Genomic DNA, 14,245 nt, shown 5'->3' with positions numbered 1-14,245 from the left:
GCTGCCATAGCCTGACACAAACCAGACGCACATGCAGTTCGCGCCAGGATCGGCGCGAACTGGAGGGCGTGATGCCAACAACTGAACTTGTCACCTTTCGCTTGTCCGGCGCCGACCGCGACGCCTTCATCGCCGCCAATGCCCAGGTCAACCACTGGGTGCGGCAGCAGACCGGCTTTGTCAGCCGGACGCTCAGCGAGGGTGCGGATGGTGAGTGGACCGACATCGTCATCTGGTCGAGCGCCGAGGACGCCGAAGCGGCTGCGGCGCAGATGAACCAGGACATGGACCGCTTTGAGGCCATGGCCATGATCGAACCGTCGAGCATTGTCATGCGCCATGCCGCGGTGGTTCTTTCCGCATGAGCACGCCGCCGGGGGCCGATGTCGAGGCTTTGCTTGCCCCGCATTCGGAAGGCATAGCGGCGCTTTTCCGGCCCCTGGTGAACCTGATTGGCACGGTGCCCGAGGTTTCGGGCGTCGTGCGGTTTGGCTGGCGTTCAGTCAATTTCCGGCATAGCCGCGCCGGCCTGATCTGCGCGGCGTTTCCCCATGCCGATCGCGTGGCGCTGTATTTCGAGAATGGGCGCCTGCTTGATGACCCCGAGGGGCTTTTGGAAGGCGATCTCAAGAAGGGGCGGTTTCTGCGTCTTTATCCGGGTCAGGCAATTCCGCGCGATGCCATCCTTCTGCTGGTGGCCGAGGCGGTTGCCTTGCGCGCCTGAGGCCCATTGGCATGGACTTCGAGCCGGGCTGGTTGCTGACCCATTGCCCTTTTCGCGCCATGCGGGCAGAAAGCGCCGACCAGCATTGGAGGCGGGACAATGGCGCGTATCGGTCTTGTGGCTCATGATGACAAGAAGGACGATCTGTGCCGCTGGGCCGAGGCCCACAGGGACAAGCTCTCCCAGCACGAGCTTTGGGGCACCGGCACCACGGGCAGCCGGGTGACCGCCGAGACGGGCCTGCATGTCCATCTGCTTAAAAGCGGCCCCCTGGGCGGCGATCAGCAATTGGGGGCGATGATCTGCGAGGGGCGGCTGGACGTGCTGATCTTTTTCATCGATCCGCTGTCGGCCCAGCCCCATGATGTCGATGTCAAAGCCCTCACGCGGCTCGCCACGCTTTACGATGTGCCGCTGGCCAACAACAAATCCACAGCCGACGCGGTGCTCGCAGCGGTGTGAGCCGCCGCTTCCGGTTGAATTTCCCGCGCTCTTGTGAGCAGATGCCCCAAAATCGCCTGGATTGAACCAGGCTGGCAGACATTCAGGAAACCGGGGCTCCAATTAACTTGTCCTCAGACTTGGTCATTGACGTTCGCAACGTCTCAAAACGCTTTGGCGGGCTCACCGCCGTCAACAATTGCTCGCTCTCGGTTCGGCGCGGCTCCATCACCGGGCTGATCGGCCCGAATGGCGCGGGCAAGTCGACCCTGTTCAACATGGTGGGCGGCAATATTGTGCCCGACAGCGGGCAGGTCATTTTCGATGGCCAGGACGTGACCGGCTTTCAGCCGTACCAGCTGTTCCGTATCGGCATGCTGCGCACCTTTCAGATTGCGCATGAATTTTCGCAGATGACGGCGCTGGAAAACCTGATGATGGTGCCTGGCGACCAGCCGGGCGAACACCTGCTCGATACCTGGCTGCGGCCGCGCCTGGTGCGCTCGCGCGAGACCGATGTGCGCAAGAAGGCGCTCGATGTCATCGACTTCCTCAAGCTCGGGCATGTGCGCGACGAATTGGCCGGCAATCTTTCGGGTGGGCAGAAGAAACTGCTTGAGCTGGGGCGCACCATGATGGTGGACGCCAAGATCGTGTTGCTCGATGAGGTGGCGGCGGGCGTCAACAAGACGCTGCTCAATGATCTCGCCAGCAATATCGAGCGGATGAACCGCGAGCTGGGCTACACATTCTTCGTCATCGAGCACGACATGGACCTGATCGGGCGGCTCTGTGATCCGGTGATCGTCATGGCGCAGGGCGAAAAGATCGCCGAGGGCCCGATGGCTGAAATTCGCGCCAATCCCGCAATCGTCGAGGCCTATTTCGGCACTCCGGTGGAGGCCGTCTGATGCGTGTCTTCCTGTCCAAAAACCGGTTCCCACTTTTTGGGGAGACCCGTTGATGCCCTTGATCGAACTCAAACACGTCGTCGGCGGTTATGGCGGCGCGCCGATCCTGAATGGCGTCAACATGGCCATCGAGAAAAGCGATATCGGCGTGATTGTCGGCCCCAATGGGGCGGGCAAGTCGACGACGCTCAAGGCCATTTTCGGTCTGTTGAAGGTCACCGGCGGGACTATCGAGTTTGGCGGTGAGAACATCGCCAATTCGCTGCCCGACAAGCTGGTGCCACGCGGCCTGAGCTTTGTGCCGCAGGAAAAGAACGTCTTCACCTCGATGAGCGTGGAGGAAAACCTCGAGATGGGGGCCTTCACCCGCAAGGATGATTTCAAGGCCACGATGGCCTGGGTCTATGAGATGTTTCCTGTGCTGGGCGAAAAGCGCCGCCAGCCGGCAGGCGAACTCTCGGGCGGCCAGCGCCAGATGGTGGCCATGGGCCGCGCGCTGATGAGCAAGCCCAGCCTTCTGATGCTGGACGAGCCTTCTGCGGGCCTGTCGCCGCGCTATGTCATCGAGATTTTCGAGACCATCCAGCGCGTCAATGCCGAGGGCGTGGGCATCCTCATGGTCGAGCAGAATGCACGCCAGGCGCTGGCCTTTGCCACCAAGGGGTTCGTCCTCGCCAGCGGCCAGAACCGCTTCACCGGCACCGGGGCCGAACTGATTGCGGACCCCGAAGTCGCCAAGTCTTTCCTCGGGGGCTGAGCCGTGACCGAAATCATCTTTTTCATCAACCAGGTGGTGATCTCCGGCCTTGTGCTGGGATGCATCTATGCGCTGGGGGCCATCGGCATCACGCTGATCTTCGGCATTCTGCGCTTTGCTCATTTTGCCCATTCCGAGCTGATGACGGGCGGCGCCTTTATTGCGTTCCTCCTTGCTTCGGCCTTTGCAGCCTGGGGCATTGTTACGCCTATCCCCACCGGCTTTGTGGTGCTGCCCATTGCCATGGTGCTGGCCGCCATTCTGGCGCTGGGCATCGACAAGGGCTTTTATGCGCCGCTGAGGAAACGTGGCGCCAAGCCGGTGACACTGCTGATCGCGTCCATCGGCGTGACGCTGATGGTGCAGGGGCTCATTCGCCTGTTCTTTGGCGCCGGGTCCTATTCGTTCTTTGAAAACGAGCCCAAGGAAATCTTCCGCATCGACACGTCGGCGCTGGGGTCGACCCGTCCGCTGGTGATCACCGAGCCGCAGGTGCTGATGATCCTTGTGACGCTGGTTTCGGTGATCGCGCTGCATTTCTTTCTCACCCGCTCGCGGCTGGGCAAGGCGATGCGCGCCATGGCCGACAATGCCGATCTGGCGCAAGTGTCGGGCATCAACACGGCGCTGGTGGTGCGCGTCACCTGGGTGATTGCGGGTGCCCTCGGGTGCATGGCCGGCACCATGCTGGCGCTGGACGTGACGCTGAAGCCGGACCTCGCCTTCAACATCATCCTGCCCATCTTTGCCGCCGCCATCGTCGGTGGCCTCGGCCAGGCCTATGGCGCTATTGCCGGGGGCCTCTTAATCGGCTTTGCCGAAACGCTGGCGGTGTTCAACTGGACCATGCTGTTCCGGCCGCTCAACGCCATTCTGCCCGACTGGGCGCAATTGCCTTCGACGCTGGCGCTGGTGCCCACCGAATATAAGCTCACCGTGGCCTTCGTCATCCTGGTGATCACGTTGCTTGTCCGGCCCACCGGTATCTTCAAGGGAGCCTCGTCATGATCCAGCGTTCCCTGACACTGTTTGGCGGGCTGTTTGTCCTGATCCTGGTCGTCGGCTGGGTGATGGGTCTGCCTTTCACCTCGTCGCGCCTGGTCGAGGCCGCCGCCTATGCGCTGATCGCGCTGGGGCTCAATATCCAGTGGGGCTATGGCGGGCTCTTTAACTTCGGCATCATGGGGTTCCTCATGGTGGGCGGCGCGGCCGTCACCTTCATTTCCTATCCGATCAACCCCGATTTCTGGGGCTCGGATGGCCCGATGATGCTCGGGCGGGCGCTGCTGGCCTTTGCTATCGGGGCGCTGCTCGTGCTGGCGGCACGCCAGGCGCATCGCGTGGGTATTACCGGCAAGTGGAAGGGCGCGCTGACCGTCCTCGCCTGGTTCGTGGCCTATGTGCTCTATCGCAGCCAGCTCGATCCGGCGGCAGCCTATATCGAGAGCGCCGGCGGTGGCTGGGTCGGCGGGCTGGGTGCGCATCCGGTGCTCGGCTGGCTGTTCGGTGGCGTGCTGGCCGCGGGCATTGCCTATGTCATCGGCAAGATCTGCCTTGGGCTGCGCACCGACTATCTGGCCATTGCCACCATCGGCATTTCCGAGATCATCCGGGCGCTGATCAAGAACATGGATTGGCTGACGCGCGGCACGCTGACGGTTTCGCCCATTCCGTGGCCGACACCGCTGCCGCAGAACTATCAGGCGGGCGGCATGGATATTGCCAGTTCGCTGCTCCTGGCGCGGGCGGGCTATCTGGTGCTGGCTTTGGTGATATTGGCCGCAGTCATGTGGCTGATTTCGCGCGCCTATGCCGGCCCCTGGGGCCGGATGATGCGCGCCATCCGCGACAATCACATCGCGGCCTCCTCCATGGGCAAGAATGTTACGGCCCGGCAGCTCGAAATCTTTGTCTTCGGCTCGGTGCTGATGGGCATTGGCGGGGCCATGCTGGTCAGCTTCGTGCAGATTTTCGATCCTTCGAGCTACCAGCCGATCAACCACACCTTCCTCATCTGGGTCATGGTGATCGTGGGTGGCGCCGGCAACAATTGGGGCGCGCTGTTCGGGGCCGTGCTGCTCTGGCTGATCTGGGTGATTTCCGAGCCGCTGAGCAAGGCCATTTTCGACATGGTCAGCTATTGGTCGACCAATGTTGGCTGGGGCGCCATTCCCGAAATCGAGGCGCGTTCGGCGCAGATGCGGGTGTTCGTGCTGGGGCTGGTGATCACCATTGCGCTCCGGTTTGCGCCCAAGGGCCTGATCCCGGAAGTGGTGAAGCGCGAGGGGTAAGCTAGCGCCTTACCGATCAACAAAGAGGGAAGCTATTTGACGGATTCGCAATCTTTCAATAGCTTTCGGTGGAGGCGGGGGGTGTCGAACCCCAAGGGGAGACGCTGCAAATCGTTCCTTGGCACCGGCCATTAACCGCCCCCATGCCAGTCAGGGCGTGCCCTGACTGGCTGTTCATGAGAGGTTACGCTAATCTCATGTACCACCTCCCGGACCGGCTTCACGGCCCCGCAGGGAGTTGAATGGAAACCCGAAGATGCCTCCTCGCCAGGAATGCGCATCTTCGGGTTTTTTCGCGTCAAGGCGCATCATTCGAAAATGCCCCTCTCTCGACTCTCGGGAATTTTCATGCCCCGGATGTACCAGAGGTTGCCATCAAGTATGAGGTCACCAGACTGCTTAAGTCGGGACAGTTGAGGGCTGAGGCTCGTACGTGGGTATTGAATTCCCAAGAGTGCATTGATCCTTGGCAGAATGTCGGTTGCGGGTAGTCCGTGCCCCGCCTCTTCCAGAGTCTGAAGAACCGCTTCCTTAATCGTAGTTCCGGACGCGCGCCGCCCCCTCCTACGCGGCTGAGAGCTATGCGCGATTTCGGAGGATGACGCCAACGCGGGTTCGGACAATCCTGCCGCCAATGCGGCCTTGTCCAGCTTCGTTCGTTCGTCGAGCACTTTACGAAGTTCTTCGCGCAAGCGCGCCTCGGCGTCGGAAAGCTCCGTACGCCGACGAGCAATGTAGTCTTCCAATGGCAGGCTTGCATCGACCATGTGCAATTGTATAAGCCGAGTCCGATGTGCTTGCAACAGGCAACATTAAGGTTGCTTGTGTGCCCCCTATGTTCCGCGACTTCGCGGACGGAGTCATAGTTAACGAGTCCTTAATGTGGGGCGGTCGTGGGCGCGGGTGTAGAAAAAAGGCCCGGGAATACTCCCGGGCCTTCTTATGTCTGTGTATTCGTGCCCTGCGCGCGTAGCGCTCCGGGCCTAAGCTCCACAAAACCCTCCACTGGAGGGTTTTGCCCTCGCCATGCGCCGGATGGAGCCTAGTCGATCAGGCCCTTTTCGACGAACGAACCGCCTTCGACGGCGAGTTCGACGATGATGCCGTCCACGTCGCCGGCTTCGTCAAAGTCGAGCGCGCCACCGGCGCCTTCATAGTCGATGTCGGTGCCGGCTGCGATCAGTTCCTTGGCCTTGGCCCATTCGCCCGGCAGGATCTTTTCGCCCGGAGCCGAGGAGACTTCGCGCAGTGCTGCCGAGAGGCCTTCGCGGGCAGACGAGCCGTTCTTCTCGATGGCGAGGGCCATCAGGAAGGCAGCGTCATAGGCCTGAGGGGCATAGGTGGCATTGGCGGTGAAGCCGTCAGCGGTGAAGGCATTGTAGATGTCCACGGCAGCGCCCGAGGGAGCGCCGGCGCGGGTGGCAATCATGCCTTCCACGGCAGCAGCGTCGATACCGTTGAGCAGGTCGTCGCCGACCATGCCGTCGCCGCCCACATAGGTGGTGAAGTTGCCGCTCTCGACGGCCTGGCGCAGCACGGTGTTACCCGAAGCGTTGGCATAGGCGAGGATGACGAGGTTCTGCGAAGCCACCAGGTTGCCCAGCTCGGCGCGGTAGTCGGCCTTGCCTTCTTCGTGGGCGAGATTGGCAGCAATGGTGCCGCCACCAGCTTCATAGGCTGCGGCCAGCGCGTCGGCGAAGCCCTTGCCGTAGTCATTGTTGACATAGGTGATGGCGATGTCGTTGACGCCCTTGGCCAGCAGCAGGTTGGCCAGCTTGACGCCCTGGAGCGCGTCGGACGGGGTGGTGCGGTAGACAAGGTCATTGTCTTCCAGGGTGGTCAGGGTCGGGGCCGAAGAGGCCGGCGAGATGAACACCACGCCACCCGAAAGACCCGAGCCGTTGAAGGCGCCGATGGTTTCGCCCGTGCAGAGCGCACCGACCACGCCGGTCACGTTGTCGGTATTGATCACCTTGTCGGCAGCAGCGGCAGCGGCCGTTGCATCGCAGGCACCGTCAGCCGAGATGATGGAGAGTTCACCACCCAGGATGCCGCCCTGCTCGTTGACCTGGCTGACAACCAGTTCGGCGCCGGCAAAAATCGGCGGGGTCAGGGATTCGATGGGGCCGGTGAAGCCGCCGATGAAACCGATGGTGGCGCCGCTGTCCTGGGCCAGGGCCGGAGCGGCAATGGTCAGGGTGGTGGCGGCAACCGCCAGGGTCAGGGTTTTCTTGAACATAGACGTCCCTCTGTTTCGGTTGCGCGCCGGGTGGTCTTGCTGACCTCCTTCTTGCGGCGCGGCAACAGGCATGGGGGCGCGTCGCGCGCCCCGCTGGGGCAGACTGTTGCATAATCGGGGCGCCGATGTCACCGGGGATTGCGCGCCAATTCTTGTACTCCGCGCAGTTGCTTAACAGGGGGGTGTTGGGCATAGACTGGCGCCGGGTCCGGGACGCAGCGGCAAGGGTGTGCCATGATTTTTCTCCGCCATGCGATTGCCGTCGCAACGCTGGCCCTCATCATGCAACCGGCGCTGGGTCAGATCACCGTGCTCGATACGGCCCAGGATGCGGCAGCCACGCCGGCAACAACCGAAGCCGCAGCAGCGCCGCCACCGCCCTGCGGCCGGCGGCCCCTTGCCATTGCGCGGATGGGCTGGCCATCGGCGGCTATCCTCGCGGAAATCCATGCCCGGCTATTGACCGCCGAATTCGGCTGCGAGGTGCGGGTGGTTTCGGGGGACCTGGCGGCCACCACATCGTCCATGGGCTCGACCGGCCAGCCGCAGGTGGCGCCCGAAATGTGGATCAATCGTATTGCCGATCTCTGGAATGGCGCCATGGAAGGTCAGCAGGTGCGCAGCGCCGCTCCAACCTATGCGCAAAGCCAGTTCGAGGGCTGGTACATGCCATTGACCCTGGCCAGTAGTTTCAGTGCGACGCCGGTGGCGGCGGAGCTGGCGCTGACCCTGCCGCAGGTGCAGGCCGCGGGGCGCGTGCGCTTCATCTCCTGCCCGGTGGACTGGGCCTGTTCGGTGATCAATCGCAATCTGGTCAAGGCCCACGGGCTGGGCGATCTGGTTGAGATCGTCGAGCCGGCCAATCGGCTGGAGATGGACCGGTTGATTGCCGAGGCGCTCAATCGGCGCGAGCCCTTCCTGTTCTATTATTGGCAGCCCAACGCCATTCTGGCGCAGCTCGAATTTGTCGCCATCGACATGGGTGCCTATGACGAGGCGGCGGCGCAATGCCTCGCCGACCGGGTCTGCAATGACCCCAAGCCGTCGGCGTTTCCCAGCGACAGCGTGGTGATCGCGCTGGCCGAGCGGGTGTTTGCCGAGACCCCGCAGATTGCCAGCTATTTCCAGCGCGCGAGCCTTGCCCTTGAGGAAATGGATCAATTGCTCGCCCAGCTCAATCAGCCCGGCGCCACGCTGGAGACGGTTGCCGACCGCTTCGTGGCCGAGCGTCGCGATCTTTGGCAGGATTGGGTTGGCGCTGCGCCTCCAATCGATAACGAATAAATTCGGGATATTTTTTCGACTTGAAACAGTCGAATTTCTACCTGCTTGCTTCTTGGGCAATCAAGAAGTGTCCGGCGATCAGTTAAAACGTCAAGTTCGCAATGCGGTCGACCAAGATAATGTGGCGCGTCTGGTCTGTTATTGATCAAATATTGCCGGATTTGACACACAATTCTGCCATCTTTATGGTCCGCTCCATTCCACAACCGCAGGAGTTGACCTGATGATTTTGAAATCCGGTGGCATTGCCGCCGCGATCGCTGTTGCCTTTTTGTCTGCCAGCAGCCTTCCCGCCCTTGCCCAGGATGCAGATGCCGCCGCATGCGGTACCGACCGCACCATCGACATTGCCGAGATGAGCTGGCCTTCCGCTGCAGCCCTGGCGCATATTCATGCGACGATCCTGGAACAGGGTTATGGCTGCGACGTCGAGATCGTCGCGGGCGACACGGTTCCCACCTCGTCGTCCATGCTGACGCGCGGCAACCCGGCGGTGGCGCCGGAGCTGTGGACCAGCGCCATTGAAGAGGCCTGGGACGCCGCTATCGAGGAGGGAACGGTGGTCGAGCTGTCCGATGCCATCACCGATGGCACCGTCGAGGGCTGGTTCATCCCCGCCTATGTCCAGGAGGAATATCCCGAGCTGACCACCGCCGAAGCCGTGATCGCCCGTCCTGACCTGTTTGCCGATCCTGAGGATCCCAGCAAGGGCCGTCTCTATTCCTGCCCGCCGGGCTGGGCTTGTGAGCTTTCAACCTCCGCACTGTTTGAAGCCTTTGGCATGGAAGAGACCTGGAACCTGTTCTCGCCCGGTTCGGGTGGTGCGCTGGACGCTTCGATTGCCCGTGCCTTCACGCGAGAAGAGCCAATCCTGTTTTACTACTGGGGTCCGACGGCCATTTTGGGCAAGTTCCCTGCCGTGCAGCTCGATATCGGTGAAGCCGACGTGGCTGTCTACCAGTGCAACACCGATCCCGATTGCGACGAGCCGGCGGGCGTGACCGCCTATCCGTCGAGCCCCGCGGTTGTGGGTGCTGCAGCCTGGATCACGGAAGACGCTCCAGCGGTTGCCGACTATTTCTCCAAGGTTGGCCTGACCAATGCGGAAATCAGCGAACTGCTGGTCTATGGCGACGAGAACCAGGCTGATGCCGAGGCGACCGCCGAGAATTTCCTCAAGACCAAGCAGGACGTTTGGACCAATTGGGTTCCGGCTGAAGTGGCCGAAAAAGTGCTGGCAACGCTCGGTTAATCCCGGCGTTCAGCGTTCCTCATGGCGGCCGGGTTTCGACCCGGCCGTTTTGTGCGTTCGATCCCAAAGCCAATGGAGGCGCTGGCTTTGGGATCGCACGCCGGTCTGCGGCACTCCGAAATGAGAAAGTGCAAACATGTTTCCAGAACTGATCGACACCCGCCCGTGGCGCAGGGCCATTGATGATGGCCTCAACTGGGTCGTGCGCAATTGGGGCGACGAATTCGAGGCGGCGGCCTATCCGCTGCTGATGCTGCTCAAATTCATCGAGGACACCCTGATTGCCACGCCCTTCTGGCTGATCATGATTCTCCTTGTGGGCATTGCCTGGCTCGCCACACGGCGTTGGCAATTGCCGCTCATCGTCTTCTTGTCGCTGGTCTTCCTCGGGGTCATGGACCTTTGGGAAGATGCCATGACGACGATGGCGCTGATGATCGCGGCGACGCTGACCGCCATTGTCGTCTCCATTCCGGTGGGCGTGTGGATGAGCCGGTCGGCGCGGGTGCGCCAGGTCATCACGCCAATCCTTGACCTGATGCAGACGCTGCCCAGCTTTGTCTATCTCATCCCCACGGTGATGATCTTCGGCCCCGGCAAGATCCCGGCGCTGATCGCCACCATCGTCTATGCGGCGCCACCGCTGGTGCGCCTTTCGGACCTCGGGCTGCGCTCGGTTGATCCGGCGGTCATGGAGGCCAGCCGCGCCTTCGGCACGACGCCGAGCCAGCGGCTCTTTGGCGTGCAGATTCCGCTGGCGCTGCCGACGATCCTGGCCGGCATCAACCAGACCACGATGATGGCGCTGTCCATGGTGGTGATCGCCTCGATGATCGGGGCCGGCGGCCTTGGCTACCAGGTGCTGCAGGGCATTGGCCGGCTTGAGGTCAGCCGGGGTCTTTTCGCGGGGCTGGGCATTGTGGCGCTGGCCATCATCTTTGACCGCATCACCCAATCGTTCGGCAAACAGCTTCAGGCCCGCATCGGCCTGGCGGAGGCGCGCTAACATGCATGACATGAACCAGGATACCGGCCTTGCCATCCGCATGCGCGGCGTCACCAAGATTTTTGGCAACGATCCGCAGGGCGCACTTGCGCTGTTGCGCTCAGGCAAGTCCAAGGCTGAAGTGCAGGCCCAGACCAATCACGTGGTCGGGCTCGACAATGTGTCGCTCGATATTGCGCGGGGCCAGATCTTTGTGGTCATGGGCCTTTCGGGCTCGGGCAAGTCAACGCTTATCCGCCACGTCAACCGGCTGATCGATCCCACCGATGGGGAGATCGTGGTTGAGGGCAATGACGTGCTCAAGATGAGCCTGCCCGAGTTGCGCACCTATCGGCGCAGTACCGTTGCCATGGTGTTTCAGAAGTTCGGCCTGTTGCCGCATCGTTCGGTCATCGACAATGTCGCCTATGGACTGGAAGTGCGGGGCGTGCCCAAGGCCGAGCGCATGGAAAAGGCCGCCAAATGGATCGAGACGGTGGGTCTTTCGGGCTATGAGCAGAGCCAGCCGCGCCAGCTTTCCGGCGGGCAGCAGCAACGGGTTGGCCTGGCGCGGGCTTTGGCGCTCGACACCGACATCATCCTGATGGATGAGGCCTTTTCGGCGCTCGATCCGCTGATCCGCTCGGGCATGCAGGACCAGCTGGTCGAATTGCAGAAGAGCCTGGGCAAGACCATCCTCTTCATCACCCACGATTTCGACGAAGCGCTCAAGATCGCCGACCGCATTGCCGTGCTCAAGGACGGGGCGGTGCAGCAGGAGGGCAAGCCCGAGGACATCGTGCTCAAGCCCGCCAATGAGCATATCGAGGAATTCGTGCGCGAGGTGAACAAGGCGCGCGCCATTCACGTCCGCACCATCATGGAGCGGGGCGAATTCGAGGCCTGCGAGTTCCAGGTGCCGGCCAATGCCCGATGCGAGGACGTGCTGCCCTATTTTGCCGAGCATCAATGGGTGGGCGTCACCAATGACAAGGGTGTGCAGATCGGCCGGGTGACCGCCAAGCGCGTCATCGGGGCGCTGGCCCGCTATACGCCGGGCGTGGGTGAAAGCTGACCAATTCACACTTGATCAACCCTGACCATCGGGGCGCCCGGTTTGTCATCTGCGTGTCGCAGAGGGACACTAGCGTGGCGCCCCGATTTTCGATTTTGCTAGTTTTTCCTTATAAATCAGGCATTTAACATTGATTCAGACTTGATGGGGCATGCTGGGGCCAGCTCTCGACCATCCAGGTTACACCATGCAGGTCCGCCCCAACTTTGCCCTCGTCAACCAGGCCTATGACTGGCTGCGGCTGACCATCGGGCTGCTTGCCATCATGCTGCTGGGATTGAGCCTGGCCACACTGCTTGGCTTCGGTTCCCAATCGGTCATCGCCTGGATTATGGCAGGCCTTGCCATCACCATTCCCGTGGTGCTGTTGCAAGCCCACAGACTGTTACGGCGACGCCTGGCCGAAGCGCAGGCAGCGATGGCCGAAGCCCTGGCCTCGGCCAATCGCGATGCCCTGACCGGCACGTTTACGCGCTCCTATTTCCTCGATGAGCTGCAGCGCTTTGCCCACCGCGGGTCGCTGTCGGCGCTGGGGTATCTGCAGATCGACATGGACAATCTCAAGGTGCTCAATGACAGCGCCGGGCATGGCGCGGGCGATGCGGCGCTGGTGGCGCTGGTGCGCGAGATGCGCGCGCTGATGCCGAACGCCATCATCGGCCGGCTGGGCGGGGACGAATTTGGCGTGCTCATTCCCGGCCATGACAACAAGGGTGGCCTCTGCCGCCTGGGTGACCGGCTGCTGCGCCAGCTCAACGAACCGCATCAAATTGCGGGGCGGATGACGCGGCTTTCGGCCACCATCGGGGTGGCGCTGGCGCCGCTCGACAGCGACGACCCCAATGAGCTGATCGCCATTGCCGATCTGGCGCTCTACAAGGGCAAGCATGCCGGCCGCGGTTGCGTGGTGCCTTTTGATCCGGACATGCTGGGCGATGAGCGCCATCGTCGCTTCGTGGAGCGCGAGTTGCGCGCCGCCATCCTGATGGACGAGTTGGAGCTGCATTATCAGCCGGTGTTCGACAGCGCGACGCTCACGGTGCGCTCGCACGAGGCATTGGTGCGCTGGCGACACAAGGTGCGCGGCACGATTGCGCCGGGTCAGTTCATCGGTGTGGCCGAGCAGAGCAGCCTGATCGACCGGCTGGGCGAATGGGTCTTGCGACGAGCCTGCGCAGACCTGCCGCGGCTCAAGGGGCCGGTGGCGGTCAATGTCTCGCCGGTGCAATTGCGCCGGGCCGAATTTGCCGAGAGCTTTGCCGATATCCTGATCGAGACCGGCACCTCACCGACGCGCATCATCGTCGAAATCACCGAGAACGCGCCGCTGGCGGCGGGCAGCGTCGAGATGAACAATCTGACCACCCTGAGGGCCATGGGTGTCCGCGTCGCCATCGACGATTTCGGCGCTGGCCATGCGAGCCTGCACTATCTGCGCGATTTTGCCTTCGACATCATCAAGATCGACCGCACCTATGTCGCGGATTTCGCCGCCAATCCGGTCAATGCAATGATCGTTTCGGCGGTCTGCGACATTGCCCGTTCGCTCAAGCTTGAGGTGGTGGCCGAAGGCATCGAGACCGAGGAACAGTTGCAGATGCTGGTCGAGGCCGGCTGCACGGCGCTGCAGGGCTATCACCTGGGCCGGCCACAACCCCTGGTCGTCCAGCAGGTGGTGTGCGCAGCCTGATCGCGGTCTGCGACAGCTCGGTGACAGCTTTGCGCCACAGCCAGTTGCGTCACCGGCAACCGCGTGGCTATAACGGGCCATTGCGCGCCGGCGCTCTGCCTGTGACTGCGTCCGCGAAGTGGTGACCGCTTCAAGGACTGCCGCAGGGGCTTGTGGGAGAAGAAGCCTTGGAACTGAAGCGGATCAACGATCACGTCAGCGTCTCTGGACAGATCCAGCCCGACGACGTCAAAACGCTCAAGGACCTGGGCTTTGTTGCCATTGTCAACAACCGGCCGGACGGGGAATCACCCGACCAGCCGGCTGGGGCTGAAATCGAAGCAGCCGCCAAGGCTGCCGGGCTCGCCTATCATGCCATTCCGCTGGGACGCGAAGGGGTGAGCCCCGATCTCGTCAATGCCACCAAGGCCGTGCTCGAGGGGAGCGACGGCAAGGTGTTCTGTTTCTGCCGGTCGGGTACGCGCTCGACGACGCTGTGGGCGCTGAGCCAGGCGGGGGATGTCCCCGCCGATCAGATCATCTCCCAGGCCGCTGAGGCAGGATATGACATGAGCCACCTGGCCGGATATCTCGGCCAGAACTGAAATCAGGTTTTC

The 14,245-nt window shown here is 62.3% G+C and carries 14 protein-coding genes; 13 read left to right on the top strand and 1 reads right to left on the bottom strand.

Features of this window, described 5'->3' with window-relative positions; translation table 11 throughout:
- Nucleotides 1-71 precede the first annotated feature (71 nt).
- The 7 genes from NIM87_RS04170 to NIM87_RS04140 all read left to right on the top strand — a co-directional run bounded on the left by NIM87_RS04170 (nt 72) and on the right by NIM87_RS04140 (nt 5,124).
- Nucleotides 72-365, top strand: a complete 294-nt coding sequence (locus NIM87_RS04170; protein ID WP_254673381.1) for a hypothetical protein — start codon at nt 72-74, stop codon at nt 363-365.
- A complete protein-coding gene (locus tag NIM87_RS04165) occupies nt 362-724 on the top strand; it encodes a DUF1801 domain-containing protein (RefSeq protein WP_254673380.1) in 363 nt (120 codons plus the stop codon). The genes NIM87_RS04170 and NIM87_RS04165 overlap by 4 nt, the downstream gene beginning before the upstream one ends.
- 99 nt (nt 725-823) lie before the next feature.
- Nucleotides 824-1,186, top strand: a complete 363-nt coding sequence (locus NIM87_RS04160) for a methylglyoxal synthase (RefSeq protein ID WP_254673379.1) — start codon at nt 824-826, stop codon at nt 1,184-1,186.
- 107 nt (nt 1,187-1,293) lie between these two features.
- Nucleotides 1,294-2,076 (top strand): ABC transporter ATP-binding protein, encoded by a 783-nt coding sequence (locus NIM87_RS04155; RefSeq protein WP_254673378.1) that lies wholly within the window; start codon nt 1,294-1,296, stop codon nt 2,074-2,076.
- A 52-nt stretch (nt 2,077-2,128) separates the two neighbouring features.
- The gene (locus NIM87_RS04150; protein ID WP_254673377.1) at nt 2,129-2,833 is read left to right on the top strand and encodes an ABC transporter ATP-binding protein; all 705 of its coding nucleotides are present in this window, start codon (nt 2,129-2,131) and stop codon (nt 2,831-2,833) included.
- A gap of 3 nt (nt 2,834-2,836) precedes the next feature.
- Nucleotides 2,837-3,841 carry a branched-chain amino acid ABC transporter permease gene (locus tag NIM87_RS04145; RefSeq protein WP_254673376.1) on the top strand — a complete coding sequence of 335 codons (1,005 nt, stop codon included), beginning with the start codon at nt 2,837-2,839 and terminating at the stop codon, nt 3,839-3,841.
- Nucleotides 3,838-5,124: a branched-chain amino acid ABC transporter permease gene (locus NIM87_RS04140; protein ID WP_254673375.1), complete on the top strand. Its 1,287-nt coding sequence runs from the start codon at nt 3,838-3,840 to the stop codon at nt 5,122-5,124. Before NIM87_RS04145 ends, NIM87_RS04140 begins: the two co-directional genes overlap by 4 nt.
- 1,042 nt (nt 5,125-6,166) lie before the next feature.
- Here the strand turns inward: NIM87_RS04140 and NIM87_RS04135 are convergent.
- Nucleotides 6,167-7,363 carry an ABC transporter substrate-binding protein gene (locus NIM87_RS04135; RefSeq protein ID WP_254673374.1) on the bottom strand — a complete coding sequence of 399 codons (1,197 nt, stop codon included), beginning with the start codon at nt 7,361-7,363 and terminating at the stop codon, nt 6,167-6,169.
- Between the two features lie 234 nt (nt 7,364-7,597).
- On the opposite strand from NIM87_RS04135, the gene NIM87_RS04130 reads away from it, so the two are divergent.
- The 6 genes from NIM87_RS04130 to NIM87_RS04105 all read left to right on the top strand — a co-directional run bounded on the left by NIM87_RS04130 (nt 7,598) and on the right by NIM87_RS04105 (nt 14,233).
- Complete coding sequence (locus tag NIM87_RS04130; RefSeq protein WP_254673373.1) at nt 7,598-8,647, top strand: glycine betaine ABC transporter substrate-binding protein; 1,050 nt, start codon at nt 7,598-7,600, stop codon at nt 8,645-8,647.
- Nucleotides 8,648-8,870: 223 nt separating this feature from the next.
- Nucleotides 8,871-9,899: an ABC transporter substrate-binding protein gene (locus NIM87_RS04125; protein ID WP_254673372.1), complete on the top strand. Its 1,029-nt coding sequence runs from the start codon at nt 8,871-8,873 to the stop codon at nt 9,897-9,899.
- A gap of 136 nt (nt 9,900-10,035) precedes the next feature.
- On the top strand, nt 10,036-10,905 hold the full coding sequence (locus NIM87_RS04120) for an ABC transporter permease (protein ID WP_254673371.1): 870 nt from the start codon (nt 10,036-10,038) through the stop codon (nt 10,903-10,905).
- 1 nt (nt 10,906) lies between these two features.
- A complete protein-coding gene (locus NIM87_RS04115) occupies nt 10,907-11,959 on the top strand; it encodes a quaternary amine ABC transporter ATP-binding protein (protein WP_254673370.1) in 1,053 nt (350 codons plus the stop codon).
- Nucleotides 11,960-12,110: 151 nt separating this feature from the next.
- Entirely contained in the window at nt 12,111-13,649 is a 1,539-nt protein-coding gene (locus tag NIM87_RS04110) for a putative bifunctional diguanylate cyclase/phosphodiesterase (RefSeq protein ID WP_254673369.1), read from the top strand.
- 167 nt (nt 13,650-13,816) lie between these two features.
- Nucleotides 13,817-14,233 carry a protein tyrosine phosphatase family protein gene (locus tag NIM87_RS04105; RefSeq protein ID WP_254673368.1) on the top strand — a complete coding sequence of 139 codons (417 nt, stop codon included), beginning with the start codon at nt 13,817-13,819 and terminating at the stop codon, nt 14,231-14,233.
- The last annotated feature ends 12 nt before the right edge of the window (nt 14,234-14,245 follow it).

The sequence above is a fragment of the Devosia ureilytica genome (assembly GCF_024273195.1).
Taxonomy (GTDB): domain Bacteria; phylum Pseudomonadota; class Alphaproteobacteria; order Rhizobiales; family Devosiaceae; genus Devosia; species Devosia ureilytica.
Note: the sequence above shows the minus strand (reverse complement) of the source record. Positions and strands in the feature narration are given on the sequence as shown.

Coding starts and splice junctions, on each gene's coding strand:
- NIM87_RS04170 (WP_254673381.1), top strand. CDS start 72: ATGCCAACAACTGAACTTGTCACCTTTCGCTTGTCCGGCGCCGACCGC.
- NIM87_RS04165 (WP_254673380.1), top strand. CDS start 362: ATGAGCACGCCGCCGGGGGCCGATGTCGAGGCTTTGCTTGCCCCGCAT.
- NIM87_RS04160 (WP_254673379.1), top strand. CDS start 824: ATGGCGCGTATCGGTCTTGTGGCTCATGATGACAAGAAGGACGATCTG.
- NIM87_RS04150 (WP_254673377.1), top strand. CDS start 2,129: ATGCCCTTGATCGAACTCAAACACGTCGTCGGCGGTTATGGCGGCGCG.
- NIM87_RS04140 (WP_254673375.1), top strand. CDS start 3,838: ATGATCCAGCGTTCCCTGACACTGTTTGGCGGGCTGTTTGTCCTGATC.
- NIM87_RS04135 (WP_254673374.1), bottom strand. CDS start 7,363: ATGTTCAAGAAAACCCTGACCCTGGCGGTTGCCGCCACCACCCTGACC.
- NIM87_RS04130 (WP_254673373.1), top strand. CDS start 7,598: ATGATTTTTCTCCGCCATGCGATTGCCGTCGCAACGCTGGCCCTCATC.
- NIM87_RS04125 (WP_254673372.1), top strand. CDS start 8,871: ATGATTTTGAAATCCGGTGGCATTGCCGCCGCGATCGCTGTTGCCTTT.
- NIM87_RS04120 (WP_254673371.1), top strand. CDS start 10,036: ATGTTTCCAGAACTGATCGACACCCGCCCGTGGCGCAGGGCCATTGAT.
- NIM87_RS04115 (WP_254673370.1), top strand. CDS start 10,907: ATGCATGACATGAACCAGGATACCGGCCTTGCCATCCGCATGCGCGGC.
- NIM87_RS04110 (WP_254673369.1), top strand. CDS start 12,111: ATGCTGGGGCCAGCTCTCGACCATCCAGGTTACACCATGCAGGTCCGC.